This window comes from Acinetobacter sp. MF4640 (assembly GCF_002018895.1).
Lineage (GTDB): Bacteria > Pseudomonadota > Gammaproteobacteria > Pseudomonadales > Moraxellaceae > Acinetobacter > Acinetobacter johnsonii.
Genome location: NZ_MVOM01000020.1, coordinates 1 through 26,158, shown reverse-complemented (window position 1 = coordinate 26,158; position 26,158 = coordinate 1). Strand labels below are relative to the sequence as shown.

The window sequence follows — 26,158 nt, the reverse complement described above, 5'->3', positions numbered from 1 at the left end:
TCTTTATGAATAAAAAATTAAAATTATTATCAGTAACTTCGATTTAAAATATACACACCCTAGGTAAATATTTCTGCTTATATAATGCGCTTGGATTTAACAAAAATATAACACCCAAAGTCAAGGAAAGAAATGTTACTCAAAAGTAACTATGTTTGCTTTTTGTAATATATCTTCTCTTTTATCTAAATTTCATTTGTGTATTATGATGGCATATATATAAAATACCTGCCAAATAGCATTTATAATAACTTATAAAATGCTAATTTATAAATAATTTTATATTTACACTAAAAACACAGATAGCCATTGGCATATTTGTCTTGTAAAAATTTTGCTATAAAGCATGACTGAGTTACATATGAATAACCTTAAAATATTAATTAAGAAGCTATCTAATCATGCGCGTGTTGCTCTAGAGAAGTCTGCAAATAGTTGTATTAATCAACAAAATTATGAAATCGAAATTGAGCATTTTTTTCTTGAATTATTAGAACAACAAGAGCCAAATGATCTCCACTTATTAGTTGAAAAATATAAAATTTCCCATGATTTTTTAGTTAAGGATTTACAACTCAGTCTTTCCCAGTTGCCTAAAGGAAATACTCGCACCCCTATCTTTGCTCAATCCATTATTCGTTTATTAGAGCAAGCGTGGCTACTTGCTTCAGCCGAACAAAATCCTGTCATTCGAACAGGTCATATTTTGGTAGCACTTTTAACAGCACCAGATTTGCATCAAATGGCATTACGCGCTTCGAGCCAATTTGAACTGTTCCCGATCGACACAATGAAGCATAAATTTTTGGACCTATGCTCAAACAGTATTGAACAAGACGTTTTACAGGAAACAGCGCCAAGCGAAAGCACTGAACCTGCACAACATCTGCTTAAAAACAAAACGCCAGCACTTGATCAATATACGATTAACCTGACCCAAAAGGCACAAAATGGCCTTATCGACCCTGTTATCGGTCGTGAGTTTGAAATACGTTTAATGCTAGATATCCTGATGCGTCGACGCCAAAACAACCCCATCTTAACTGGTGAACCTGGTGTAGGAAAAACGGCTGTTGTTGAAGGTTTGGCGCTAAAAATCGTGAACAACCAAGTGCCTGATGCTTTAAAAAATGTTCAGTTGCATACGCTTGATATGGGGCTATTACAAGCAGGTGCCAGTGTAAAAGGTGAATTTGAAAATCGCTTGAAACAAGTGATTCAAGAGGTTCAGTCTGCCACCCATCCTATAATTTTATTTATTGATGAAGCTCACACTTTGATTGGTGCAGGAGGTCAAGCAGGCCAAAATGATGCTGCCAACCTATTAAAACCCGCACTGGCTCGTGGTGAGTTACGTACCATTGCAGCAACCACATGGACTGAATATAAACAATATTTTGAAAAAGATGCAGCGCTCAGTCGACGCTTTCAAGTCGTTAAAGTTGAAGAACCAACCGAAGATGTCGCCATCGATATGTTACGTGCCATGCTACCAGTCATGGCCAATCATTTTAATTTAAATATTGATGATGAAGCTATCATCACAGCGGTACACTCTTCGCATCGTTATATTAGTGGCCGTCAACTCCCAGACAAAGCAATTAGCGTACTCGATACAGCCGCAGCGCGTGTAGCACTCACTCAAAATGCACAACCTGTGAAGCTAGATCAGATACTTGCTCAACAACATAATCTCAAACTTGAATATGAAATTTTAGAAAATGAACATAAAAATTTACCGATTCATCATGAGCGCCTACATGATCTAAAGCAAAAACTAGCGCAGCTTGAGTGTGAAATTGAACACACGCAAATGCAATGGCAAAAAGAAAGAGCGCTTGTTGAACAGATAAAACAACGCCAACAAGACACAACGGCTCACAACGCTCAAAAAGAGATTGCTGTGCTTCGTGAAGAATTAAGCAATGTACAAGGTCAGAATCCCTTAGTGTTTGAGCGTGTTAATGCACAAATCATTAATGAAATTATTTCAGACTGGACCGGTATTCCTGTTGGCAATATGGTGAACGATGAAATAAAGCAGATTCTCAGCCTAGAAAGCAAACTGGCCGAGCGTGTTATGGGACAAGACTCTGCCCTACATCAACTGGTTCAGGGAATTAAAACATCTAAAGCAAAATTGGATGATCCCAATAAACCGCAAGGTGTGTTCATGTTGGTCGGGCCTAGTGGGGTCGGTAAAACCGAAACTGCACTTGCGCTGGCGAGTGAGCTTTACGGTGGAGAATCCCACCTAATCACTATTAATATGTCTGAATATCAAGAAGCACATACCGTTTCTTCTTTAAAAGGTGCTCCGCCTGGATATGTGGGATATGGTCAAGGTGGTGTGCTGACTGAAGCGGTTCGCCGCAATCCTTATAGTGTGGTTTTACTGGATGAAATTGAAAAAGCACACAATGATGTTCAAGAGCTCTTTTATCAAGTTTTTGACAAAGGTACACTTGAGGATGGTGAAGGTCGAATCATCGACTTTAAAAATACCACCATTATTTTGACCTCGAATGTAGGTTCGAATGCCATTATGCAGGCGTGTTTGAATCAACCGATTGAGACATGGCCAACAGCAGAAAGTTTAGCTGAGCAGTTAAAACCAAGTTTATATAAACAATTTAAACCTGCTTTTTTAGGGCGCATGCGTATTGTTCCCTATTTCCCACTGCATGATGATTTACTGATTCAAATTATCCATCATAAAATCAAGAAAATAACCTCTCGCCTTGAGAAGCAGTACCAAACCAAAGTTCAATATTCAGAGGAACTGGTAGAACTGTTATTAAGTCGCTGTACAGAAGTCGATAGCGGCGCACGGAATGTTGATCACATTTTAAATGCCAGCATATTACCTGCTTTAGCCACAGAAATATTGATGGCTTTGGCAGCAGATCATTTGCCTAAAGTTATTCAGATTGATGTCAAAGATGATGAAATTACTTATATTTTAGACCCTGTCGAAAAGACCGCGGCTAAAAAGAAACGACATCCTGCTAAAAATAAAGCGAATCAAGTTTAATAGAATATATAGAGTGTAAAATTATGAGCTTAGAAATCGAGCCTTTATTGTCTCCTATCTCAAGCGATCAACCATGTGGACAAGACTTGTCTTTTTCCAATGAATTCCACGCTATCAAAATTGCAAAAACTCAGGATGATCCATTACTCGATCAAGGCGACTGGGTCGCTGAACCTAAGCAAGCAGACTGGCATTTCGTTGAACAAAAATCTATCGAGCTTCTCACGGGAAAATCAAAAGATTTACGCTTATTGGGCTGGTTACTTGAAGCGTGGTCAAATTTATACGGATTCGAAGGCACCGCAAAAGCCCTAGAGCTTATGCACCGGACGTTAAATGAGTATTGGGCACAACTTCATCCTGAAATTGAAGAAGAAGATTTAGATCAACGTCTAGGTTTATTGCAAGGTTCAATTAATCATTTGATTCCACTGATTAAACAAGTCGATATCGTGAATGTTCCTGCATTTTCACTCAGTGATTATGAAGCCTTACTGAGACAAAAAAACCATTTGTTGAAACAAGTTGAAAGTTATACAGATGATGCCAATAGCTCTCAGATTTTGGAACAATTTGAGCAGAGCTTGTTCAATACATCAAAATCATTTCAATATCAGAACTATCAACATTTTTCGGCGATTCTGGCTGAATGGTCAATTTTGAAAAGTGTGTTAGATACCTTAATGGGCTTAGATGCACCAAGTTTTGCTGCGATTGATACTCAGCTTGAAAACATCCACACCAGTTTAAAAAAGCTCTACAAAACCGATGTTTTTACTCAGCCTGTAATGGCGACACAAACATCTGAGTCTGCTGCTGCCGCAACGATAACCACACAGGCGCTTTCATTTACCCAGCACAAAGAACAAGAGATTGACATGAACACCGTCCATCCATCCAAAGGCTTTCAGGTTCAACCGCAAAATCACTTGGCAAACCGTGAACAAGCCATGCTGGTATTACAAGAAATTTCTGACTATTTCCAAGCCAATGAACCACATAGTCCCGTAAGCTATATGTTACAAAAAACCATCAAGTGGAGTCAGATGCCTCTACATGAGTGGTTAAATCAAGTCATTAAAAACGAAAATCCACTGCATAACGTCCAAGAACTACTGGGCGTACCACAAGCAAATGAATCAAACGATTGGTAATCTAAATGTTTAAAGCAGAAAAAATACTTTGGGGTGAAGGTCTATTTTTACGTCCTCAACATTTTCAATTACAAGATGCGTATCATGAACAACGTCTGAATCATACCATTCGTTCCACAATTCCATTTGCCTATGGCATTCAAAATATTCAATTTGATGAGGCCCAGTTACACACACATATCTTGGCCCTCGAAAGTATTAGTATGATTTGGCAAGATGGTGAAATTTATCAAGCGCCGACACGTGATTTACTGCCAGAGCCAGTGTTATTAGATGAACTGAATTTACGTGGCGAAATCTTGGTTTATTTGGCTTTGCCGATTGTACAAGCCAATAAGAAAAATGTGAGCGCTGAAAATAGTGCGCAGTTCGGTCGCTATCATTCTTATCTAACCTCAACTCATGATTTATTTACAGATGCTACTGCGGCAGATATCACCTTATTGCGCCGCCGTGCAGAGTTTCGCTTGTTAGAGGTCAACGCAGAACCGAATCAAGAGCTTGATGGTTTTTTATATTTAGCTTTAGCAAAAATTAAACGTCAAAGCTCAGGCCAATTTGAATTTGATCGTCATTTTATTCCGCCTATCTTGCATATTGAATCTTCTGAAAATCTTATTTCGAGTTTGAAACGCAGTTTAAATGTCATCAAAGCTAAAATTAAAACCATTCAAAGCAATAATCGAGAAAACGAGCAAAAACTGATTGAGTTTCGCTCTGGTGACATTGTGTCATTTTGGCTGGTCAATGCACTCAATACAGCACACGCGACGTTGAATCATTTATTGCAATACCCGCATATCCATCCAGAGCGACTGTTTTTTGAATTATTACGTTTAACAGGCTCATTACTGACCTTCTCAACGGCTCATGAGGTTGATCATTTACCTCGCTATCAACACCATAATTTACAAGAAAGTTTTAGCCAGCTCGATGTTATTCTACGTGAGTTATTAGATACGATTATTTCAAACCGCTACATCAGCATCCAATTGAAAGAAACACGACCATCCTATTGGTTAGGCAGTTTAGAGTCAGACAAAATTACTCGAGATTCAAGACTTTACTTGGCTGTTTCTAGTAGCATGATGCAAAGTCACGAACTAATTCAATTGGTTCCGTTACGATTTAAAGTGGGCAATACCGTAGATGTTGAACAACGCGTCATCGCCGCACTCCCTGCAGTTCCTTTGCATCATTTAATGCAGGTTCCAACCGCTATTCCAGTGCGATCTGGTGTGAGTTACTTTGAAATTGAACCAAATAATGACTTATACCAACGCATGTTGGATGCCGAGTCGATTTGTATTTATATTCCGGCAGGTTTCCAAGATATTGCTGTTGAATTGATTGCTGTGATGAATGGCTAAGGAAATGAATCATGAATAATGCCCCTTCACTTTTTGATGATGGACAAATCGGAACTGGTTCAATTACTCAGCCCATGACCGCCAAAGTCACCAGCACAACCAACTTGGTCGACTTACTCCATGACGGGTTTTATATTGTATTTTTATTGAAAAACAAATACATACCGAGTAGTGCAACGGAATTCCGCGAAAAAATCATTGCCCTACTCAACCGTTTTGAAAACCAAGCCAGAAAATTACAATTTTCATCAGATGATATTCAAGATGCTAAATATGCTTACTGTGCATTATTAGATGAAACCATTGTGACTCAGCAAGATGCACAATTTTTCGAGCTACAAAATAGTTGGTTAATCAGTCCCTTACAGCTTAGTTTATTTGGCTCGCAACTTGCGGGTTATCGTTTTTTCGAAATTTTAGAAGAGTTACGCCGTAAAGGAAATAGTCGATTAGCCGCACTTGAAGTTTATCATTACTGCATGCTTCTGGGTTTTCATGGTAGATACCGTATTGAGTCTATAGAAAATTTAAACCATTTGGTCGCACGTGTGGGTGATGAAATTGACTATTTGAAGGGGAAAAAGGCAGCCTTTTCTCCTTTTGCATCGCTCCCCGATCAAATTAAACATATGATTCACCGTGAGCTTCCTTTTTACTGGATTTTACTTTTTCTAATCGTATTCGCACTCTTATCCTTTGCAGGCTTGCGCTATATGTTATCAAAGCAAAGTACGAATTCTTTGGCCACATATGAAAATGTCATTTCTACGCCAACAGAACAGGCACATATTACTATTCATTTACCCTAAGAACTAACTCCATGGCTCATGAAAAACGGACTTCAGTCAAAATTTTGACGTCTACAAAAAAGAAAAATATTTCACCTATGCTCTATGCGTTTGGTGGTTTTTTGAGTGGTGTCGTATTGATGGCCACTCTTGGTTTTACTTACTTTTTTACACAACAAAAAAATGATTCAATACAGGTTAGTCAAAATTCTAGCGTCGATGTCGCTGAACCCTCAGTTGATAATGAAGCCCCGACTCAGGAACCCGAAGCTATTTTTGAAGCGACTAAAGTCGTCCCTTCTAAAAGTGTTCAACCTTCAAATGTAACTGAGCCGCCTTCTGATTTTCCTCAACCCAAAGAAGATGAATTAAGCAAAGCTTTTCTTCGTCCAACCGAAACAGTTGCTGCACCATCGATGAAGAGTGCTAGTCCGCAGCCCTTACCAAAAGAAAATAAGAAACAAAACTCGTCAACGCAAAGTTCGGCCGCACCGAAAGATAAAAATCACGACAAAGTAACCAAAGCAGAACAGGCTGTGGAAAAATCCGAAGAATCTCCCACAGGTAGTGTACAAACCAAAATTACAACTCGTACCGTCGAAGCCCCAATGCCAGCTACTATCAGACTATGATTTATGCTCTTTTTTCGCTTTTTCTAATCCTGGCACTAGGACTAGGTTTGGCACTGTCCTACGAACTCAGAGCAAAATTTGCTGGCTTTTTTGTCGGGTTAATTCCTCAAGGAAAACAAAGATTTCAATCCGCTCGTCATTTTGCACAGCATATAAATCATGCTGCTGCGCCCGAGCAATTGCAATCGCATTGGCATATTCAACAGTGGTGGATATTGGTTGCGGGTCTATTCTTATTTGCCAGCATCTTAATGTTTGCTTTTACCAGCCCAGTCACACCCACTAAAATCGAAGCAGATTATTTAAGACAATCGGATCCACAAATTTATGCTTTACTTGATGGACAAATTTTGTCTCCACCACCAGAGGTCGAAGAAGCATTAGTTGCTGCGGCCATAGTTGAAGCAAGTCTGCTTGAACAAGCGGATCTTAATAATAATTCTATTCAAGCCAGCGCTTCGAGTTACGATCCGAGTATTCAGGATGTTCATTCAACTACTCATTCACATGACAATTTAGCAACAGCTGATCGTAAGTGGCACAAAATGAACCCACGCTATAAACAACGTCTACTGATGGTATTTAAAATAATGCGTGAGCAGCATGGATATGAACTTGTTTTACTGGAAGGCTATCGTAGCCCGCAGCGTCAAAATTCTTTAGCCAGCAATAAAAATACGACTTTGGCGCGTGGTTACCAAAGTTACCACCAATTTGGATTGGCAGCGGATGTCGCATTTAAGCGGGATGGAAAAGTCGTTATTTCTGAACGAGATCCATGGGCGATGCGTGGCTATCAGCTCTATGGTGAAGTTGCAGAATCTGTAGGTTTAACTTGGGGCGGGCGTTGGAAGTCGATCCAAGACTATGGTCATACTGAATATCGAATGCCGAATTTAAAGAAAACTGCGGAAATGGCTGAAAAGCTGACCTCTGAAGGACAACTTTCAGCTGCGAATTTGAGTTAATCAGGTTGAAGGCTGACTCAAATATTGAGTGATGATTTGCAGAACTTGCTCAGTTTTCTCTGCATGTAACCAGTGTCCAGCATCTGCAACAATCTGAATCTGGGCTTGAGAAAACTGCGATTGGATAGCTTCTATATATTCTGGCTTTGCTACATAAGGTGAGTTTCCACCACGTATAAATAATGCAGGCTTATGCCATGTTTCTATATTATCCCATGACAGAATTTGGGCATAGTTCTGATACAGTGCATCTACATTAAACAACCATTTCCCTTTGCTAAAAGATTTCAAGAGAAACTGTATAACCATTTCTTCTTTGAGATATTCACGCATGATTTCTATGGCTTGTTGACGTGTTTCAATCTCTGCTTTTTGTACGGCAAAGAGCGCTTTAAAAATTTGCTCATGATTATTTTCTTTATAAGCAATAGGCGTAATATCCAATACCACCAATTGATCTAGTCGATCTCCTGCGAGCTCTGTCACTTTCATCACCAGCTTTCCACCCATCGAATGCCCGATCAAAGAAAAGTGCTCGATGTTGAGTTCATCTAAAGTTTCAATTAGATCGGCTGCCATGACTTCATAATTCATAACATTTGAATGTGACGATAACCCATGATTACGTACATCTATCTGTAATACATGGTGGCTTGAATAATACTCCCGAGCCAACATCCCTAAATTACTTAAACTGCCAAATAAACCGTGAACAAAGACCAATGTTTTTGCACGCGGCTGCTCATTTTGATGAAATTGATGATTTAGGATCATATGAAACTTACTTTATTTGATTCATATAGATATTGAATTTTTAATGGAAATAAATCAAATGACTTTTTATATTAAGTTCAATTTTGCTTAGGCTATTTTAGGTGAGATATTTGCTTAGGCTAAATTTAAAAGCATGATGTGCATGTTTGTTTAATATCAGATTTTAAGCAAGTGAAAAGATGCCGAATGCTTTAAGTCTTGCTACTTTTCTGTTTTAAAAATAATTCAGCGGAATTTTTAAGTAAGAAATACCATTGTCTTCTGGTTGAGGGAACTTGCCTGCAAACATATTGATTTGAATTGCGGGTAATATCAATTTTGGCATACTTAACGTTGCATCACGGCGGTTTCGCATCTCGACAAAATCGGCCCTTTCCGTTGTAGTATTGATATGAATGTTTTCATGCTTTTGCGAATAAACCGATGTCTCATATTGGTATTGATCACGACTTTCGGGTAAGTAGTCATGACATAAGAACATCCGCGTTTGATCTGGCAATGTGTACAAAGTCTTCACTGAGTCAAATAAAGCCGCCGCACTCCCCTTTGGGAAATCACAACGTGCCGTTCCATAGTCAGGCATAAACAAAGTGTCCCCCACAAAAACAGCATCACCAATGACATAACTGAGACACGCAGGTGTATGCCCTGGTGTCGGAATATTATATGCTTTTATGTTGCCTATCAAAAATGTCTCGTAATCTGCAAAAAGATAATCAAATGACTGCTTGGCATTTAAACTCTTAATATCTAAGTGATAAATCTCACCAAAAGTTTGTTGTACTATCTCGATCTTATGACTAATCGCAATTTTTCCACCTAGTTTTTGCTTTAAATACTGTGCAGCACTTAAATGATCTGCATGCACATGTGTTTCTAAAATCCAGTCTATGCTTAGGCTATTTTCCTGAATATAAGCAATAATTAAATCGGCCTGCTCTGTTTTGGTCGTTGCCGATGCTGCATCATAGTCCAACACACTATCAATCACGGCGCAGCGCTGAGTGTCGGGATCACTCACCACATAACTAAACGTGTTGCTCGCTGTATCAAAAAATGCTTTTACTTGAGCAATTTGCTTCATGGCATTCTCTCCATCACTTTACGATGTAGCAGTACACCGACGAACATCGCAATTATAAAATAGATCGCTTGAAAATAACCTAGTCCAATCAAAGTAAAGCTCGGCGCAGGACAAATTCCCGCAATTCCCCAGCCTATACCAAATAGCAGACTTCCGAAGATCAGTTTTCTGTCGATTTTCGTATTTTTAGGAAGTTGTATGGCTTCACCATAAACCGTTTTTGGATGTGGCTGACGTACAGCTTTTTGAAAAGGAATAAATGCAACCGCAATTGCACCCATCATCACAAAAGCTAAACTGGCATCCCACTGCCCGAAAATATCTAAAAAGCCAATCACCTTCGCAGGATCCGACATTCCTGAAAGCATGAGACCAATTGAAAATAGTCCACCCCAAATGAATGCCCAAACATTTTTCATTTTAGATTGCTCCAAGCATATGACGGACAACATACACAGTAATAAAGCCTGCGAACAAAAAACTCATTGTAGCGATGATTGAACGTTTGGATAAGCGACTGATACCACAAATACCATGCCCGCTGGTACAACCAGAGCCTAAGCGAGTTCCAAAGCCTACCAATACGCCCGCAATAATTAACATGAAAGGTGTAGCCTCAATATGGATTTCTGGCTGAACAAAAGCTGCGTATATAAACGGAACAATGAACAGGCCCAATAAAAACCACAGTGCAGGCGTATTTATGATCCCTTTTAAGTTTAAAACTTGAGAGACCAGACCACTGATTCCTGCAATTCGTCCATTGGTATATAAATATCCAACGGCTGAGATGCCGAGTAATATTCCACCTATAAAAGACCACGCAAAATCATGCATTGGTAAGCACCTTAAAACAATATATATTTTTATAATATATTTAATTAAAAAATAATCAAGCACCCTTTGTATCTATCGATGCTATGCACGTCTATGACCACTGTTTACGGGCCCTTTCATCTAGCTTTAGATATTTGAATGGCACTACCCGTCCGTTCTCGAAGCTTTTAGTCTTTTAGATAACACCTTAAAGCATTTCTTTTACATAGTTATTCTTCACAATCATGCAAAAATCTTGAATATATCCCCGAGAGATTTTGTATTCAGCCCTTTTTTAGATTAGAAATACTTAACTTCTCTCGCTTTATTTCATGATAGTTTTCATTTAAAGAAACTGAATACAGTTAGAGGTACATCTCTACATCATGATCATTATTCTGGGTTTATGAAACACATTCGCGACTTTTGAATATTTTTTTATGCGGGCAGACACATGAAAAAGGATAAAATAATCTGCTCTTTTTCTGAGCAGTTTATTGGAATTCTGATAGTACGCGTTCTGCAAACCATCTTGGGAGCTTAGACACGGCGGCATTCATTTTTAAGGTTTCAGCTGCTTCTATTTCTGCAAGAAAAGACGCTTGTATACCGTCAGAAGAGTTATCAAACAAGTAGGCTCGATCACAGCACTCTATGGCTTGCATGAGCAGATCCATACTACGGTAGTAACGTTCAATAATTTTCTGCTCAGGAACAGGATGACCACCCACACTGACGCGATACTTGACTCGGGCAATATTGATTTGTGGGTCTACTGTTGAGACATAATATAGATAGGTTTTATAACCCTGACGTTTCGCTTCTCGGAGAAACTCAACTTTAGAGATATGTGACATTACCGTCTCAAAAGTAAAACTGACTTTTAAGCGCAGAAACTCAAGCCGGATATAATCAATAATGCGTGCACAGAGATAAGAGTCGATTTCATTAGTTTTGAACTCAATCTTCCATTCATCTAGTACCATCGGCTCATGTGCAAGTAAGGCCACGAACTGTCCCGCTTGAGGACGTTTCTTACTTTTTAAAAAAGTGACCAACTCTAAAGCTTTTAAGGACGGATGATAATGCAATAAATCAAGGCGTTGATTCTGTCTTAAGTTTTGTTCCAGTTCATCTGCATTTAAATATGCCCCAATATGTTGGGGCAAAAGGTAATCTTTAACAGTGCTTTTACCCGAACCATTCGGCCCTGCAAACATTCTTATTCTAGGTTGTCGAGGTGGCATATCAATCTATACGGTTGCGTGTTTCTTTTTACGTGTCAGTGTCGGTAAAACGCCTACATCGACATAAGCATGACTTAAGTCTTGTAAAACAGTTTCATTGCCATGAATATCGCGTTCAACCAACTGCTCTGCTTTTGCATAAACTACAGACGAACGAGTGGTTGCTTTTTGAAAAGCATTATGAAAAGCATGAATGGCAAGTTTAGGAATCATATCATCCTCATATTTGCCTACTTTAATGTCGGTATAAGCTGCCATACACCAACTCCTACTCAAACGATGGTTGATTTTTATTTATCTTAACACAATCGAGGACATTGTCTATTTATACAGCATCCTGAAACAATAAATTAGATCTTAATATCTACACTAATTTCATGCTGTCTTATTCGGTTACTTTACTTTTTAATCGTTTCGTATCTTCAACTTTTAAAGCTTTAGCCGTTGGGCAGAAGGCACTTTCATTCATCCCTGCATCGGTCAGGCTTTTTTCTTGCTGATCAAGATAACGGTTGGCCACCATCAGCATCACTGAAGCGGTACTTAACTCAATATTGGCTTTAGATAGCGCAGCAATTTGATGATATGCATCCATACGCTGACAAAATGCGGTTTTCATTTCTGTTGCAGTTGCTTGGTTATCTTTTGAATCTAGAACAGTTTTAGTCGAATTCACCGTTGCGGTATATTCAGCCATTTTCTGGTCATATTGCGCCTGAGTCAGTTTTATTGTTTCTGCATAACTCTGGGTTGATAGAAGCGATAATAAAAATAACGAAAAACTAAGCAACGTCCATGTCTGTTTTTTCATATCTTAAGACTCATCGCCTTCTTTCCAAACGTCTTCATAGTCATCACCATCAATCATAAAACGGTAACCTTCACTTAGAGCCAAGTACGGAAGTACATCGGGCAAGATATCTTGTAACTCACGTACAGTCATGGTTGTAAAAAAGTCTTGTCCTTCACCCAATTCACCACCATAGATAAACCAAGCGACATTCTCTTCAGTTTCTGGTTTTTTACGTAAACCAACAATGGGTTCTTGATTCAAAGTATGCACAGCAACAGCAACGACATCATCACCTTTTACTTCAACATAAGCAGAGTCAAATTCTTCACACAGTAGTTTTTGTTCTGCAATCAATTCATTCAATGCAGATTGTTGTGACTTTTGTGCCATGCGATGCTGCCCCTTTTGAGCGTCAATCTATCGATAGCGCATTTTAAAACATATTTAAGTCAAAGGCTGTTTTTATTTAAACAATTAGCACACAGGTGAACACTCAATACCGCTACAAGTTTGGCATTCATTTTGCTTAGCAGTATTACGTTTTATAAAAAAAGTAATATCGGGGCTAAGCAACTATGGGTTATATCGCACGAGAACTCAGTCCTCAAAGCAAAATATTGCTGGGCTTTGGATCATTTCTAATACCAATCCTCATTTGGTGTGCTGTGAGTTATTTGCCCTTTATTTGGCATCCTCAGGTACAAATCACCAACTCTGGCAGTGTCTCTTTTTTACAAGTCGGTAGCCGTGTAGACAAAAGTGTGTTCTATGCAGAAGCGCAAAATGCCGTCAATAGAGGCACTGAACCGCCACAAGGTAATTTGGTCAATCCCATTTATTTACCAGCACCCCACCAAGTTGCGACAGCCTTAGTGACGGCATTTACTACACCACCCACTCAAGCCGATGCACCATGGTTTCATCAAAGTCTTTGGCACAGCATCAGAATTGTATTTAGTGCTTTCTTTATTGCATCACTCGTTGGTATTCCATTGGGGATTTTATGTGGTTTTTCCAACAAAATTTCCCAGCTGACTGAACCCTTTGTTGAATTCTTTCGCTACTTACCTGCGCCTGCCTTTGGTGCACTGGCTGTTGCCATATTAGGCATTAATGATGCACCAAAGATTGCCATCATCGTGATTGGAACGCTGTTTCAGCAAATTCTGATTATTGCCAATACCACACGTATGGTGGATCGTGGACTGATTGAAGCGGGTTATACCCTAGGGACGAATAAAGTAAAAAGTCTGTTTCACGTGGTCATTCCAGCGGCGTTACCCGATATTTATCGTGATTTACGTGTTTTGCTGGGCTGGGCTTGGACCTACTTGATTGTCTCTGAACTAATTGGCACCACCACAGGGATCACTTGGTTTATTACCCAGCAAGCACGCTACCAGAACTTTGACAATGTCTATGCTGCAATTTTGATTATTGGCGTGATTGGCTTGGTCTGTGATGTGATTTTAATGAAGCTCGGACAACATCTGTTTAAATGGAAAACGGGAGCAAAATAATGATAACCACAGATATAAAAGCGACGGAGTTCAATGCTCGTCAGTATTTTGATCACATTTATCAACGTCCTGTCATTTTAGAGGCCAAACAACTTAGTCAAGTTTTTCAGCATGGTAAAAACTCACGCACGATTTTAAATCAGCTCGATTTGAAAATTCATAAGCGGGAGTTTATTTGTGTGATTGGGCCATCTGGTTGTGGAAAATCGACCTTTAGTCGTGTTGTTGCGGGTCTAGACCCTTATAGCAGTGGCGAATTGCTAGTAGATGGACAGCCCATTTCAGGCCCTAGTCCAGAGCGAGGCATGGTGTTTCAAGGCTATACCTTATTCCCTTGGAAATCGGTTAAAGAAAATGTGATGTTTGGTCCACTGATGAAAGGTGCAAGTCATGCCTCAGCCGAAGCGGCTGCACGAGAATGGACCAATATTATTGGCTTAGAGAAATATGAGAACCAATATCCACATCAACTATCTGGCGGGATGAAGCAACGTGTTGCGATTGCCCGTGCTTTAGTCAATGAACCGAAAATTTTACTGATGGATGAACCTTTCGGTGCGCTTGACCCGCATACCCGCCAGAAAATGCAGAAACACCTGATGGACTTATGGCAAAACATTGATATCACTATCATTTTTGTAACCCATGATATGGATGAGGCTATTTTACTGGCTGATCGTATCGTAGCGCTGAAAGCCAATCCTGGGGAAATTAAAGAAATTATTGAAGTAGATTTACCCCGTCCACGAAACACTGAACTGATGTCCAGCCCTGCCTTTAAGCAACTTCGAGAGCGAGTCGATTTCTTAGTACACGCACAAGAAGAAGAGCTTGACCCAGCACTGGAAGATTTACCCAAAATTCCCCGTATGACCCAAGTCAGTACGCACAAGTAACTCATTGATCTCGCCTGAGGGACGACCCTTAGGTTTTATACACTGTTGGACGGCCAACGCGAGGATTTTACCATGCAAGATAAATATGTCCTTCCACTGGTGGATATCAGCCTTTTAAATAGCACAAATCTAGATGACCATATGCAAGTTGCTCAAGCGCTTGATCAGGCCTGTAAAGAAGTTGGCTTTCTCTACCTCAGAGGTGATCAATTTCAACCTGCATTATTTGCACAGTTATGTGACATTGCGAAGCACTATTTTGCCCAAGATGACGCACTCAAAATGCAAAACTATATTGGAAAATCGGTGAATCATAGTGGCTATGTGCCTATAGGTGAGGAACAGTTTTCGAGTAACAGCTACGATTTAAAAGAATCTTATGATGTGAATTATGACTATCAAGGGTCTGCATTAAATTATCCCTTACTTGGCGCAACGCAATGGCCAGATGATCCCGCATTTAAACGCCATGTCTCACAGTACTATCAGCACTTAAAAGCGATTGGTCATCAACTATTTCGCTGTTTTGCGCTGGCTTTAGAGCAAAAAGAAGACTTTTTTGATGTGCATATTCAACATGCACCCAGCCAGTTACGCCTCATTCACTATCCATATAACCCTCAAGCGACAGATGCAGAAGGCATCGGGGCACATACCGACTATGAGTGCTTTACTTTATTACTACCCACAGCGCCCGGTTTACAAGTCCTCACTAAACAAGGCGAATGGATTGATATTCCTCTACTTGAAAATACTTTGGTAATGAACATAGGTGACATGATGGAAATATTGTCCAATGGTAAATATTTAGCCACCAAGCATCGGGTTAAAAAAGTCCAACAAGAACGCTATTCCTTCCCTTTATTTTTTTCTTGTGACTATGACTATCTCATCCAACCGATTAATACAAATGAACCACCTAAATATGCGCCACTGGCAGGTGGAGAACATTTGTTTAATCAAACGGCTCAAACCTTTCATTATTTAAAACAACGTGTAGCCAATGGTGAGTTGGTCTTAAAGAATGCCGTTCCGCTTTATTCTTTTGGTCTGACTGAGTCAAACATGGAGTACACCCCATGAATTTATTTGAAACTTTAAGTCAACTAAAACCTATCACAGCTGCTTCAGGCAATGTACCAACCTATTTAATGGGCGCATTTCGGCGTAAGAGTATTAGCTTTTACAATGGTCTGACAGATGAAAATACGATTGTGTATTGGTTTCAATCCAAGAGCTTCACCATTGACCTACGTCTCAAATCTGTAATAGATACACCTATCGTAGAGCGTCAAGCATGGGTCGGTTATACGCATTGGGATGCACAAAATGCATCACTGTCATGGGAGCTAAGTAGTAATTATCAGAACCATACCCAGTGGCCTGAGCCTGCAACCCTGCATAGCATTGGCAATTGTATTTTGGAGTTCTCACCGAGTAATGCCTATGTTGAAGACTGGCGTCAACAAGCCAGTATAGGTTTATTTTTAGGACTACGCTTAGTCAAAGCCATACATGTTGCCACGCAGCAAGAAATTTCACTCGATGGCGGTCTCATCATCTGCGGCGAGCATATGGCATATGCACAGTCACGTTTACCCCAGATTCAACAGAATGTAGACGCGTTAGGGGTTCTTTCTTATGTGGAGCAAAGTTCTTCTGACTTAAATCAAATTGAAAGCTATGAAGTATCAGTTTCAACTCAAGATCAGCTCATTCAATATTCAAGCTGCACCCAAATGACTCAACAGCAACTCATCCTAGATGGTTTTGAAGTCGTTGATGTTGAAACCCTCATACAGCGTAAATTGATCGGTGGCGAAGCATATCAGTTGGTGTTTGTCGTGGATGTGTATGAACCTGAATACACTTTTCAAAATATAACACCTACCACGGCGGACAGTCAGGATTGGCTGAAACAAGAACAACATCACCTCATGCATCATGCAACTGTGGTTGCGTAAGGGAGCTTTAATAAGCTATGACTTTTCTCTATTTATTGATCGCCGTGATTGCAGAAGTCCTCGCGACTTCTGCATTAAAAGCAACCAATGGTTTCACTGCACCTTTACCTGTCGTTTTAACTATTGTTGGTTATGCAATTGCACTCTTTTTCTTAGGTCTAACATTTAAATCCATCCCTATGGGGCTAGCTTACGCACTGTGGTCAGGTGCGGGCATTATTCTTATTTCTACAGTCGGTTGGATTTACTTTAAACAGCAGCTCGACTTTGCGGCGGTTGTTGGTTTAAGTTTTATGATTATCGGCATCGTGATTATTCATGTGTTTTCTAAAAGTACGCATTTATAAATACATGCCTTAAAATCTACTCTTTATTTAACATTAGATCTTTCTTTGCTTTTTAAACACACTCATACAAAAAAGCCCAAGTTAACTTGGGCTTTTAGTTTCTACGGAGTCTTACTTTAACTCTTCAACCAAAGCTGGATAAATTGCACCCTCAACATCCATTTCTTTTTTATAAATGCCATTTTCAACGTTGAATTTGTTTACGTGGTAGCTTGAGCCATAAATCGAGTCAAAACCTGAACCTTTCTTAAAGACGGTTTTATTGGCTGCCAAATCGAGTAAATGCGTCCCGCCAATAAATTGTTCATATTGTTTCGGATTGACGCCAACACGGTTAGACATAATTTTCACGGCGTCTTCATGTGTTGCAGGGTCATTAATATATTTGACTGTTTTATCCCACACTTGGATCATCTTTTTCCAATCTTCTTTATTGGCAGAAAGATGGCTCATATTCACGGTCAGCGTGTCATAAATTAAACCAGGCTTATCTTTAGAACTATAAATAATTTTAGACCCTGCAACAGACTTCAAAGCTTGATTGGCTACAGGTTGCCAGACCGCAATTGCAGTAATGTCTGGACTTGCAAAAACTTGCGGAAGCTCATTGGTCATAGAATTGACCAATTTAATGTCACTGGTCTTAATTTTTGCATCTGTTAGTGCTGTACTTAGCAATAGATGGTCAACCAAGCCTTTTTCAGTAGCAATACTTTTGCCTTTTAAATCGGCAATGCTGTTAATTCCATCTTTTGCGATAATCACGTCATTACCTGCGGAATAGTCTGTCGCCATAATCATGACACCTTGAGTGCCCCCAGAGGCTGTGACTAGATTATCTCCATTGGTCACCAGTACTGCATCTAGCTGATTGGCTGCAAAAGCAGAAAGCGATGATGAATAATCAAACCATTTAAACTCAACATTCAACCCTGCTTCTTTGAGCCAACCTTTTTCAATTGCCACTTGCCATGCAACAAAACCCGGCCAATCACTATAACCAATCATGATGGTTTTGGTGCCTGTGCTCTCAGATGCACTGTCTTTTGTTTCAGGAATTTTGGCAGTGTTATCACAACCTGCCAATATAATAGTCGAAACAATAGATGCTGATAAGAACGCTTTTTTAATCATGATGCAATTTTCCCGATGCTGTAAATGTTTAAACTTGCTATATATGGAGTGAGTCATTGAGGGCGGTGAACATGGTCACGATTTCAACGCGCTCTGTTTTTCGTTTTGTGGAATCGGCGGCATCACCGCATCCATCAGTTCCAAATGCCCTTTGATCACACCTTTCAAAGCAATGAATTGCTGGCTTAATGCTTTTAACTCTGTAGTTAAGCCTTGCAAAATCATCACTTCTAGAATTTTTTGCTCATCTAACTGAATATGCAGTGAACTGACCACTTGCTCTAAAAATTGTTGCTGCAAGTCCAGCAATTGGACTCTAAGTGGCGTAACACTGGCGTCATAGAGCAAGGTAAATGTCCCCACCATCACGGCGTTACGTTGCTCCTGATCCGCAATCAAATGTTTATTGATCATGTCGACAATGGCTTGAGAACGACTTTCGTAGTGCTGATCGACAATTTTCTGATCCAATGCATCGACAGTTAGTGCAGGCACAGTAATACTGATCCGTGCTAATTTATGTTTCGGCACATGCTTATCCTTTTTCGGATGGGTCTTGCTTGATATAAATGCCCGCTCTAGCACTTAAGATGGCGACCACGAACTGTTTAAATACGGTGAAGAATGCATTTAAGTCATCTTTGAATTGTTTAGACATTTGCTGCTCCTTTCGGTATTACCAAAAAAGGTTTTTGTAATACCTAGAACTAAGCAGAATACATGCCAATTTTTTTGATTAGACTGACAGCAAAAGCGCATTAAAAAGTTTATTTTTTGTGCAAAATGTATTTCTATTTTTAAAATTGATACATCAAAGTGCATTTCGGGCTATTCAGCTTGACTTTTCATCCGTCAAAGACCCAATGTTTACGTCCTTATAGACAGAATACCTTCTGAAAATGAGATCTTATGTCCTCACAGCTTTTAGTTTTCTCTCACTTATACGCAAAAAAAAATCGCCAGATGGCGATTTTTCTTTTATTGATAAACTTTTTGGAACTCACCCAAAATTGGAGCTGAGACGCCATCTTTATACACATATCGAGAGATAACACCTTGATCTGTATAAATATTCATTTTGATCAAATCCGTTCCTTTTAACTTACTCATCAAATTTACAGGCGCTAAAATATAATTGGTCGAACGGTTGGTGCCTAACACATGATCATGCTCTGTTGGCCCAATGACAGCAAAAGTTTGACTTTTTTGTCCATTGGTAAACACGACCTTTTGAATGTCGTATTTATTGTAAGTACTGCTCAAATGCATTTTTAACTTAAGCAGTTCTTTGTTGGATTCATTCCAGCTCACAGTGACCACTGGACAAAGCTCATTCTGCGCACAAATGAGTAAACCTGTGGTCCCCACATTTTGACGACTTGGGTCTGTAGAGGTTGTCGCACAACCTGAAAGCAACATCGCCCCCAAACTCATGAGTAGCCATTTTTTTGGCGATACGTTCGTTATCATTATATTTACTCCCAGAAACTTAAAAGGCTTTGAAATTCTAAAATGAAGCTTTGATTTTTCCCAGTCCCTATTTTTGACGAATCTGTACCTAAATCAAGCTTTTTCGTTCATTCAGGTTATAAATTTTAAAACTTATATCTCTTTATACAAATATGAAAGAAAAGAACCTGCTGAAAAGCTAGCTACTAACCAAGCACATGTGTTCTTTCTAATATGCTCTCAATGAATACTCAACTTTGCAAGCCAATCAAAACAGATGACAGAACATGACGAAGGGAATCAACATCCTTTATACTGGTTCTAAAAGCTCACCAAAGACATAGCCGCCGATGAAATTCTTTAGTTGCGCATCCTGTCAAAACCAAATCTTTTTTGCCAACTCACAATGTGTGAGCTGCCAAACTACACTCGGTTATATTGCATCAGAAAAAGATATGGGGAGCTTTGAACAGCATAGCCCTGTTCTTTGGTTAGCGCTAAATGAAAAATACCAGACGAAGCGCTATAAGCCTTGTTATAACTATCAGCATCATCAAGTCTGTAATTGGGTTATTCCCGCAGAGAGCAACGACATCTACTGTGAGTCTTGTGTGCTTACATATACCATTCCAACTCTCGATAACCCAGATCATATTGTCTATTGGTCACGGCTCGAACATGCTAAACGGCGTTTTCTGTATTTAATGCAACGCCTGAATATTATGCCAAGGCCCAAAGATAACGATGATGATCGCTACGGACTCCGTTTTAATTTTCTCATGCCTGAACCAGAGCACCCTGTGTTGACAGGACATGCTAATGGCGTCATTACACTCAATGCCAGTGAAGCAGATGTCATCTATAGGGAAACGACCCGTATTAAAATGGGTGAAAACTACCGTACGCTTTTGGGGCATTTCCGTCATGAAAGTGGTCATTATTATTTTGACCTCATTAAATCGCTACATCCTGAGCTGGTCGACGAGTTCCGTCAGTATTTTGGAGATGAGCGTCAAGATTATAACGCAGCACTACAACGCCACTATGAAGATGGCGCACCACAAAACTGGGACCAATTTTATGTCAGCTCTTATGCCAGCACACATCCTTGGGAAGACTGGGCAGAAACGTGGGCACACTATTTACACATGATGGACACATTGGAAACCGCTTACTATGCAGGATTAATTGTGCGCAATAATCGAAAAGATACCCATGACTTAAGCTTTTATGAAAATCCAATCGGCGCTCAAGATTTTGATTTACTCCTCAAACAATGGATGACACTAACTTTTAACTTAAATGCGTTAAATCGCAGTATGGGTTTAGAAGATGCTTATCCATTTACGCTCTCAGCACCAGTCCTCGATAAATTACGATTTATACATAAACATGTTTTGGGCAAAGCCTTTGCTCGCCAAATTGCTTGAGCTGAATATAAGCGTTCTTAAGTTATGTCTAGGGACACCAAAGATCGGACCGAATTTGGATGTAACTCGTTAGAAATTATCTTAAAATGAAAGACATCTTTAGCCTATATAGATAACGTCCGTGCTAAAAACTATGCTTTTAACGAGACATCATACTTTCACGCGACCAATCATTTTAGGGCTAACGATTGTTTTATTGCCGGCCTGCCAGTTGGTCAAAGTTAAAGAAAATAACATCCATCAAGCTATTCGTAGCAAGTCCGAAAATATCTTAACCCACGAACAATTGAGTGCGGAAACCACCAGCTTACTCAAACTACTCAGCCTGACGCCACAGCAATGCACCGCTGAATTTGAAACATGTTTGCAACGCTTAAACACACAAACAGATATTGCTGCAGATGAACGCTATGCCGCTTTAAGTGAACTGTATTTAGCCCAAGCTTTAGATAATTTAAAACAACGCAACTGTACCCAAGCACAGCTACATAGTGAAAATAATCACTGCTTAGAACAGAGCCTTAATGCCTTCGACCAAAGTTTACGCTATAGCTATGTGTATTTATTTAAAATGCAAGAAAGCCCAAGTACCCGTGTTTTTGATCAAAGACAAATGCATCTCCGCACTTTTTACAATGTCGCTTTGTCGCGTTTAATTACCACGGCGTACCGTACGCAGCCTTTTCATCAAGTTCCCGCGCAACTCAACGTCCAACAACGTCAATATATTGTAAATTTAGAACACTATCCTGAACTGAAAAGTAAAACCATTGACCGAGTTCAATCCAGTTATAATTTAAACTTCTCGGGTTTTTATCAAGTCAACCGTCAAGACGGTTTGGGCGCAGAGTTCGTGGTTGTGACTGAAGCGGACCCTATTCATAAAAATGATTTTATTCTTGACCCGATATCGTTTTATCAAAATCAAACCAATCCCAATATCCATCCTGCACGCTATTTGTCCGTAACCGCAACGGCACAGCCATTAAACTCTGAAAGCAGCATTGAAGATGTACTTAATGGCAAAGCCATTTTTGAGATTGAGTTATTTAATCCTTATACGCAAAAGTATGTAGACATACATCAACAAAAATATATCCTCACGGCGAATTATTCTGTGCCTTTTGCTTATTGGCTGGCAGAAAATAAACTGGGCTCTACAGGCTACTTAACCTTGCTCGATAAAACTGAGCACTTGCGTATGCCACATGTCTATATGCTTGAACCCTACCAACCGAATAAAAAAGTGATTGTACTTATTCATGGTCTCGCCAGCAGCCCTGAAACTTGGGTCAATCTGACCAATAACATTTTGGGGGATAAAGTTTTACGAGAAAACTTTCAGGTATGGCAGGTGTTTTATTCAACCAATATGCCAATTGTTGAAAGCCGCTTTCAGATTCATGCACTACTTAAACAAGCCTTTGCACAAGTTCAACCCAACTCTCGCTCGGCCAGTGACGCCGTGCTGATTGGACACAGTATGGGCGGCGTTATTAGTCGCTTACTGATTAGTGAGCACGATATTTCTGAGCAAGTGATTCCACTGTTAAACTATGAGCAATACACCCGATTACAACAATATCCCGTAATCAAAGAACGTTTTCAATTTCATTCTGATTTACCCATTGGACGTGCAATTTTTATTGCCACACCTCACCGTGGTAGTGAACTGTCTGACCGCTGGTACATGGAATTGGTGAAGAAAATGGTGAAGTTGCCGATTACTTTCTTTAACCAAGTGGATATACAGCTCAATGGTAGCTCTAGCACCAAAGGCATGGTGCAATCTGGCCCAGACGACTTAAGTCCAAAGTCACGCTTTATGGCTTTGACCAGTAACATCATGCCGGTATCCACAGTTCCTTATCATTCTATTATTGGTAATCACCGTCAGACCAATGACATACATGACATGAGCGATGGTATTGTGCCGTATTCAAGTTCACATTTAGAACAAGCTGTCTCTGAAAAAATCATTAAAGGCAACCACTCGGTGCATGAGGAAGCAGAAACATTATTAGAATTGCGTCGTATTTTGAGGCTACACCTTGAGCAAACTCAGGCCCAATAATCATTAATGCTAAAACTGTTCTACTGCTAGGCGACTTTTATCCAAATACTCTAACCCAGCTAAATGAGCATCGAAAACCTGAAAAGTAGCAGTTGTAAAACCTAACGTACGGAAAGGTTTTGATATACTTGCTTTATCTAAAAAATACATACATTTATCTGCTCGGAAACATTATGCACATTAAAAATCAAGTTGTACTGGTCACAGGTGGCGCACGCGGTTTAGGTCTTGCGATTACACACGCCTTAATCAATGAAGGTGCTCGTGTAGTCGTGAACTATTTGAACAGCCAAGCAGCAGCACAAACCTTAGCTCAGCAGTATCCCGAACAGGTTTTTATCTACCAAGCTGATGTTACAGACAATGCTCAAGTCAAAAGTATGTTTGACACAAGCTTTCAGCATTTTGGACAGCATATCAACGCCGTGATTAATAATGCGCTGATTCAGTTCGAGTTTAATGGCGAGGCCCGCCCAAAAGTTCATGAGCTCCGCTGGGAAACTATGCAACAACAATTTGAGGGTGCAGTTAAAGCCGCTTTGAATACTACCCAAGCAGCGCTTAAAGGTATGAAACAAGGTCAGTTTGGGCGCATTGTAAACATCGGAACCAATTTGGTGCAGAACCCTGTGGTGCCTTATCATGACTACACCACGGCGAACGCTGCACTGTTGGCATTTACCCGTACCTCAGCGCATGAACTTGGTCAATACGGCATTAATATCAATATGCTCTCTGGCGGTTTACTACAAACCACCGATGCCAGCAAAAGTACACCCAATGAAGTTTTTGATTACATCGCGAGTGCAACACCACTGCGTCGTGTAGTTACACCTGAGGAATTTGCCTCAGCCATTTTAATGTTCTTATCGCCATATTCTTGTGCTGTGACAGGTCAAAACTTGATTGTGGATGGTGGTTTAGTCAAAGGCTAATGAGCTTTAATCCCTGAACTCTGAATAAGCATGATTTAAACAATCCAGTTTTAAAATTCTCGAAGCTTCATCGACTTGAAGCTTTATTTTAGGTTCAAGTCTTTTTAAGAATCTGCCCACCAAACCAAGGAACACAGTACGATGCTTTCTTTCCCCATTCGGCACCGACTGGCTGGTTTTTACTTTTTCTATTATTCCATTGTGGGCACCTTCATGCCGTTTTGGAGCCTGTATCTCGAAGATCAAGGCTTTAACTACAGTGAAATCGGTATTCTTTCCTCAATTGCGATCATTACCCGTTTTTTTGCTCCTTTTATTTGGGGCTGGATTGCAGATAAATCAGGGAAACGGATGCTCTTGGTCAGAGTCGCAACCTGGATGGAAGCCTGTATTTGGTTCATGATTTTTATCATTCCAAACTCCTTTCAGGCGATCGCCCTGCTCATGCTGATCTTTAGCTTCTTCCAAAATGCCATTCTGGCTCAATTTGAAGGCGTTACGCTATTTTGGCTCGCGGAACAGCGTAGTGCTTTGTATGGAAAAGTTCGAAAGTGGGGCTCGGTCGGTTTTATTGTCGGGGTTTTTGGTATCGGAGCCTTATTAGAAATTTTACCCATCTCTATGCTGCCAGTTTTATTGCTGTGCATTTCTTTTTTGGCCTTTATTTGGTCATTTAGCATCAAAGAACCGACCACTGCCCCCAATTCACAAGGGCAGCTTGAGCCATTATTACCTATTTTAAAAAAACCCGTTGTAGCGGCATTTTTCGGTATCGAGTTTATTCTGCTTTTTTCTCATGCGCCCTTTTATAGTTTTTATAGCAACTTCTTAAAACAAGCCAGTTACTCAACCACAGAAATTGGCTTTTTGTGGGCTGTCGGTGTCATGGCCGAAATTATTATGTTTGCCATTGCTCACATTTTTTTCAAACGTTTTTCATGGCGACTCATGGTATCTATTTGTCTGATTCTCACGGCGCTACGCTGGTTTATGGTCGGTTCTTTTCCACAAATCTTCGCGATCCAATTCTTCGCACAAACAATTCATGCCTTTAGCTTTGGTTTATTTCATCTCATCGCCATGCGTATCATTTTCCAAAACTTTAGTTTAGGACAACAAGGACGCGGTCAAGCCTTATATAGCACCATGTGGGGACTGGGTGTAGCGTCTGGAAGTATTCTTGCAGGACATTATTGGCACAGCCTGTCAGGCGAACATATTTTTATTCTGGCAGGCTGTGCTGTGTTACTGGGCTTAGGTTTTGTTCGGTACTTACCCAAAGAAGTTCAAGCTTAAAAAGTTCTCTTCTGATCTGTACACATAAATTGCAGCAGTTTCATTAATCAGCTTTCTAAACTTTGATTTCACTATATTTATGAAACCATGGCTGGGCCTGTTCAAGCTGACTAGCCAACTGTAAGAGCCGATCTTCACGGGCAAAAGGCGCAATAAACTGTGAACCAAGCGGAAGATTGTCAGCATTCCAATACAAAGGTACAGACATCGCGGGTAAACCTGTGATGTTGGCTAACTGCGTAAAAGGTACCCATCGCAAATTATCTTTCACAATTTTATCGACCAGTTTTCCTTGCGCCAGCAAATGTGCTTTGCCGACTTTTAGGTGTTTAGTCCCGGCATTTGATGGATCGGATCAATTTTAAAAAGTTCAGGTTCATCTGTCCACTGTTTGCAGATGAATTCGTAGGGAGTCAGGCCCCTGAGTGTTTTGAGTCTGCGGCCGAAGTTGTA

General features: G+C 40.0%; 27 protein-coding genes and 2 pseudogenes. 15 read left to right on the top strand and 14 right to left on the bottom strand.

Translation table 11 applies throughout. The features are described 5' to 3' along the window. Positions 1 to 346: 346 nt before the first annotated feature. The 6 genes from tssH to MF4640_RS08525 are packed head-to-tail and all read left to right on the top strand — an operon-like array spanning position 347 to position 7,946. Entirely contained in the window at positions 347 to 3,034 is a 2,688-nt protein-coding gene (gene tssH, locus MF4640_RS08550) for a type VI secretion system ATPase TssH (protein WP_413772693.1), read from the top strand. A 23-nt stretch (positions 3,035 to 3,057) separates the two neighbouring features. Beyond that, positions 3,058 to 4,188, top strand: a complete 1,131-nt coding sequence (gene tssA / locus MF4640_RS08545) for a type VI secretion system protein TssA (RefSeq protein ID WP_078389293.1) — start codon at positions 3,058 to 3,060, stop codon at positions 4,186 to 4,188. Positions 4,189 to 4,193: 5 nt separating this feature from the next. Beyond that, positions 4,194 to 5,558 carry a type VI secretion system baseplate subunit TssK gene (gene tssK, locus MF4640_RS08540; protein ID WP_078389292.1) on the top strand — a complete coding sequence of 455 codons (1,365 nt, stop codon included), beginning with the start codon at positions 4,194 to 4,196 and terminating at the stop codon, positions 5,556 to 5,558. A gap of 11 nt (positions 5,559 to 5,569) precedes the next feature. Beyond that, positions 5,570 to 6,367, top strand: coding sequence for a type IVB secretion system protein IcmH/DotU (icmH, locus tag MF4640_RS08535; RefSeq protein ID WP_078389291.1), 798 nt, complete (start codon positions 5,570 to 5,572; stop codon positions 6,365 to 6,367). A gap of 11 nt (positions 6,368 to 6,378) precedes the next feature. Continuing rightward, positions 6,379 to 6,978 (top strand): hypothetical protein, encoded by a 600-nt coding sequence (locus MF4640_RS08530; RefSeq protein ID WP_078389290.1) that lies wholly within the window; start codon positions 6,379 to 6,381, stop codon positions 6,976 to 6,978. After that, a complete protein-coding gene (locus MF4640_RS08525) occupies positions 6,975 to 7,946 on the top strand; it encodes a M15 family metallopeptidase (RefSeq protein ID WP_078389289.1) in 972 nt (323 codons plus the stop codon). Before MF4640_RS08530 ends, MF4640_RS08525 begins: the two co-directional genes overlap by 4 nt. Here MF4640_RS08525 and MF4640_RS08520 read toward each other — a convergent pair whose 3' ends face one another. The 8 genes from MF4640_RS08520 to MF4640_RS08485 all read right to left on the bottom strand — a co-directional run bounded on the left by MF4640_RS08520 (position 7,947) and on the right by MF4640_RS08485 (position 13,050). Next, positions 7,947 to 8,720, bottom strand: coding sequence for an alpha/beta fold hydrolase (locus tag MF4640_RS08520; RefSeq protein WP_078389288.1), 774 nt, complete (start codon positions 8,718 to 8,720; stop codon positions 7,947 to 7,949). Positions 8,721 to 8,934: 214 nt separating this feature from the next. Continuing rightward, positions 8,935 to 9,804, bottom strand: coding sequence for an MBL fold metallo-hydrolase (locus MF4640_RS08515; protein WP_078389287.1), 870 nt, complete (start codon positions 9,802 to 9,804; stop codon positions 8,935 to 8,937). Beyond that, complete coding sequence (locus tag MF4640_RS08510) at positions 9,801 to 10,223, bottom strand: DUF6691 family protein (protein ID WP_078389286.1); 423 nt, start codon at positions 10,221 to 10,223, stop codon at positions 9,801 to 9,803. The genes MF4640_RS08515 and MF4640_RS08510 overlap by 4 nt, the downstream gene beginning before the upstream one ends. 1 nt (position 10,224) lies before the next feature. After that, positions 10,225 to 10,641, bottom strand: a complete 417-nt coding sequence (locus MF4640_RS08505; RefSeq protein WP_078389285.1) for a YeeE/YedE family protein — start codon at positions 10,639 to 10,641, stop codon at positions 10,225 to 10,227. 473 nt (positions 10,642 to 11,114) lie between these two features. Further along, positions 11,115 to 11,840 carry a zeta toxin gene (locus MF4640_RS08500; protein WP_078389284.1) on the bottom strand — a complete coding sequence of 242 codons (726 nt, stop codon included), beginning with the start codon at positions 11,838 to 11,840 and terminating at the stop codon, positions 11,115 to 11,117. A 33-nt stretch (positions 11,841 to 11,873) separates the two neighbouring features. Continuing rightward, a complete protein-coding gene (locus tag MF4640_RS08495) occupies positions 11,874 to 12,125 on the bottom strand; it encodes a hypothetical protein (protein WP_078389283.1) in 252 nt (83 codons plus the stop codon). A 127-nt stretch (positions 12,126 to 12,252) separates the two neighbouring features. Continuing rightward, positions 12,253 to 12,678, bottom strand: a complete 426-nt coding sequence (locus MF4640_RS08490; RefSeq protein WP_078389282.1) for a hypothetical protein — start codon at positions 12,676 to 12,678, stop codon at positions 12,253 to 12,255. Positions 12,679 to 12,681: 3 nt separating this feature from the next. Then, complete coding sequence (locus MF4640_RS08485) at positions 12,682 to 13,050, bottom strand: hypothetical protein (RefSeq protein ID WP_004693046.1); 369 nt, start codon at positions 13,048 to 13,050, stop codon at positions 12,682 to 12,684. 185 nt (positions 13,051 to 13,235) lie between these two features. Between MF4640_RS08485 and MF4640_RS08480 the strand changes: the two genes are divergently transcribed. From MF4640_RS08480 to MF4640_RS08460, 5 genes are all read left to right on the top strand, one after another. Beyond that, positions 13,236 to 14,180 (top strand): ABC transporter permease, encoded by a 945-nt coding sequence (locus MF4640_RS08480; RefSeq protein WP_078389281.1) that lies wholly within the window; start codon positions 13,236 to 13,238, stop codon positions 14,178 to 14,180. After that, positions 14,180 to 15,076 carry an ABC transporter ATP-binding protein gene (locus MF4640_RS08475; protein WP_078389280.1) on the top strand — a complete coding sequence of 299 codons (897 nt, stop codon included), beginning with the start codon at positions 14,180 to 14,182 and terminating at the stop codon, positions 15,074 to 15,076. Before MF4640_RS08480 ends, MF4640_RS08475 begins: the two co-directional genes overlap by 1 nt. Positions 15,077 to 15,148: 72 nt before the next feature. Then, a complete protein-coding gene (locus MF4640_RS08470) occupies positions 15,149 to 16,159 on the top strand; it encodes an isopenicillin N synthase family dioxygenase (RefSeq protein ID WP_078389279.1) in 1,011 nt (336 codons plus the stop codon). Then, positions 16,156 to 17,040 carry a hypothetical protein gene (locus tag MF4640_RS08465; RefSeq protein WP_078389278.1) on the top strand — a complete coding sequence of 295 codons (885 nt, stop codon included), beginning with the start codon at positions 16,156 to 16,158 and terminating at the stop codon, positions 17,038 to 17,040. Before MF4640_RS08470 ends, MF4640_RS08465 begins: the two co-directional genes overlap by 4 nt. A 17-nt stretch (positions 17,041 to 17,057) precedes the next feature. Then, positions 17,058 to 17,387 carry a DMT family transporter gene (locus MF4640_RS08460; protein WP_004693041.1) on the top strand — a complete coding sequence of 110 codons (330 nt, stop codon included), beginning with the start codon at positions 17,058 to 17,060 and terminating at the stop codon, positions 17,385 to 17,387. A 111-nt stretch (positions 17,388 to 17,498) separates the two neighbouring features. Here the strand turns inward: MF4640_RS08460 and MF4640_RS08455 are convergent, their stop codons facing one another. The 4 genes from MF4640_RS08455 to MF4640_RS08445 all read right to left on the bottom strand — a co-directional run bounded on the left by MF4640_RS08455 (position 17,499) and on the right by MF4640_RS08445 (position 19,991). Further along, entirely contained in the window at positions 17,499 to 18,521 is a 1,023-nt protein-coding gene (locus tag MF4640_RS08455) for an ABC transporter substrate-binding protein (RefSeq protein WP_078389277.1), read from the bottom strand. Positions 18,522 to 18,596: 75 nt separating this feature from the next. Further along, the gene (locus tag MF4640_RS08450) at positions 18,597 to 19,052 is read right to left on the bottom strand and encodes a CopG family ribbon-helix-helix protein (RefSeq protein WP_078389276.1); all 456 of its coding nucleotides are present in this window, start codon (positions 19,050 to 19,052) and stop codon (positions 18,597 to 18,599) included. Between the two features lie 4 nt (positions 19,053 to 19,056). Further along, a complete protein-coding gene (locus MF4640_RS19885) occupies positions 19,057 to 19,179 on the bottom strand; it encodes a hypothetical protein (protein WP_256350806.1) in 123 nt (40 codons plus the stop codon). Positions 19,180 to 19,499: 320 nt separating this feature from the next. Beyond that, on the bottom strand, positions 19,500 to 19,991 hold the full coding sequence (locus MF4640_RS08445; protein ID WP_078389275.1) for a hypothetical protein: 492 nt from the start codon (positions 19,989 to 19,991) through the stop codon (positions 19,500 to 19,502). A 329-nt stretch (positions 19,992 to 20,320) separates the two neighbouring features. Here MF4640_RS08445 and MF4640_RS08440 point away from each other — a divergent pair, with 329 nt between their 5' ends. The 4 genes from MF4640_RS08440 (at position 20,321) to MF4640_RS08425 (ending at position 25,705) form a co-directional block, all read left to right on the top strand. Then, positions 20,321 to 21,400, top strand: a complete 1,080-nt coding sequence (locus MF4640_RS08440) for a putative zinc-binding metallopeptidase (RefSeq protein WP_005399410.1) — start codon at positions 20,321 to 20,323, stop codon at positions 21,398 to 21,400. A gap of 133 nt (positions 21,401 to 21,533) precedes the next feature. Further along, the gene (locus MF4640_RS08435; protein ID WP_078389274.1) at positions 21,534 to 23,474 is read left to right on the top strand and encodes an esterase/lipase family protein; all 1,941 of its coding nucleotides are present in this window, start codon (positions 21,534 to 21,536) and stop codon (positions 23,472 to 23,474) included. Positions 23,475 to 23,647: 173 nt separating this feature from the next. Continuing rightward, positions 23,648 to 24,409, top strand: a complete 762-nt coding sequence (locus MF4640_RS08430; protein WP_078389273.1) for a 3-oxoacyl-ACP reductase — start codon at positions 23,648 to 23,650, stop codon at positions 24,407 to 24,409. Positions 24,410 to 24,550: 141 nt separating this feature from the next. Next, entirely contained in the window at positions 24,551 to 25,705 is a 1,155-nt protein-coding gene (locus tag MF4640_RS08425) for an MFS transporter (RefSeq protein WP_078389272.1), read from the top strand. 55 nt (positions 25,706 to 25,760) lie between these two features. Here the strand turns inward: MF4640_RS08425 and MF4640_RS08420 are convergent. Together MF4640_RS08420 and MF4640_RS18975 are read right to left on the bottom strand one after the other, a co-directional pair. Continuing rightward, a pseudogene (locus MF4640_RS08420) lies at positions 25,761 to 26,030 on the bottom strand (amidase family protein); the annotation flags it as partial. Continuing rightward, positions 26,027 to 26,158: pseudogene (locus MF4640_RS18975) on the bottom strand (IS481 family transposase); the annotation flags it as partial. The pseudogenes MF4640_RS08420 and MF4640_RS18975, both read right to left, overlap by 4 nt.